This is a genomic window from Natrinema soli, assembly GCF_028618695.1.
In genome coordinates this window covers 1-1,280 of record NZ_JAQIVI010000312.1, presented here as the reverse complement: position 1 = coordinate 1,280, position 1,280 = coordinate 1, and the positions used below count along the sequence as shown (strand labels likewise).

Below are 1,280 nucleotides of genomic sequence, written 5' to 3'. Positions count from 1 at the left end.
GAGATGGGCGTCGGTCGAGACGGTCGAGGCGACGAACGCCGCCCGGTCCGGATCGGCGTCGGCCAGTCCCGGGATGGCCGCGAGCAGTTCGCCGTCGGGAAAGCGGTCGTATTCGACTGCGGCGAGCGGTTCCTCGAGCTCTCGAGCGAGCGCCGCGGCGAGAGCCTGCGACGCCGATCCGCTGACAATCATAGTCGGTGGGACAGCCCGGGGGCTAAACCAGTTTTCGTTCTCGGACCGAGAGAGTCGACTTGTACCGTCCGAAACGCGTCGTCACGATCCGTTGTGACGAAACGGACCCAACTACCCGTTCGACTCGGGACGCGATCCGATCGCTCGCTCACGACCCGTTCGATCACGCCTCGGCATCGTCGACCGTCGCATCGCCGTCGCCGCACGCGCCGCCGTCGGTGTCGCTCAGGATCTTCAGTTCGCCGTTTCGGGTGACCAGCGCGAAGACGTTGATGCAGGCCGGATCGTTCCACTTCGCCGGCGTGACCTGGGTCGGTTCCCCCCCGTCGAGCCGGAACACGATGTTGAACGCACCCGGTTCGGTCGACCAGTTCCGCTCGAGTTCCGCGCCGCTGTCGGCCGCGAGTTCGTGGGTCGACCAGTGTTCGGGATCGCCGCCGAACTCGACGATGACGTCGACCGTATGCGATTCGTCGTTTAGATTCTCGACGGAGATTTCCCCGAGGAGCGTGCCGCTCGGTCCGCCGGATTCGTTCTCCGTCTCGTTCCCGTCCCCGTTTCCGCTTCCGTCCCCATTCCCGTTACCGTTCCCCGCGTCCTCGTCGCTGCCCGTGCAGCCGGCGACCGCGCCCGTGAGTGCGGTGCCGGTCACGGCCAGTAGTCGTCGGCGTGGTAGTTCGCTCATGTACTCACAGAGAATAATCCCGTATAGTTAAACGTCCGTCAGACATCGCGACCAATCGGCTGTCTCAGACGTACACTCACCGACATCGACGGGCCGCCACTCTCACTCTCACCGAGGGATCGCGATCCCCGTCACGTCCCTGACACCGAGCGTTCGCGTCCGCCACTCCCCGTCGCTCGCCGCGAGGAATGTCCCCTTCTCCGTCACGGCGTAGGTCGTCTCACCGTAGCCGAAGCCGATCACGGAATCGGCCGACCGATCGGATTCGCGCCACGCGTCGTCGTCGGGCGCGTACTCGTAGATCGTCTCGTCCGTGACCGCGTGCGCGCGGACGAGCCGGCCCGGCTCCGAGCGCGGATCGGCTCCGACGGTGTCGAACGCCCCCTCGAGGACCGCCATCCAG

The 1,280-nt window shown here is 66.2% G+C and carries 2 protein-coding genes and 1 pseudogene; all 3 read right to left on the bottom strand.

Translation table 11 applies throughout. From position 1 onward, the window contains the following. Nucleotides 1-192 (bottom strand): annotated as a pseudogene (locus tag PGX04_RS18795) (ribose-phosphate pyrophosphokinase); the annotation flags it as partial. 163 nt (nt 193-355) lie between these two features. Beyond that, complete coding sequence (locus tag PGX04_RS18790) at nt 356-877, bottom strand: hypothetical protein (protein ID WP_273739902.1); 522 nt, start codon at nt 875-877, stop codon at nt 356-358. A gap of 108 nt (nt 878-985) precedes the next feature. Then, on the bottom strand, nt 986-1,280 hold a 295-nt coding region (locus PGX04_RS18785; RefSeq protein WP_425498451.1), incomplete at its 5' end, for an HVO_0234 family beta-propeller protein.

Excerpts from the sequence above, each read along its gene's own strand:
- PGX04_RS18790 (WP_273739902.1), bottom strand. The coding sequence starts at position 877 with ATGAGCGAACTACCACGCCGACGACTACTGGCCGTGACCGGCACCGCA.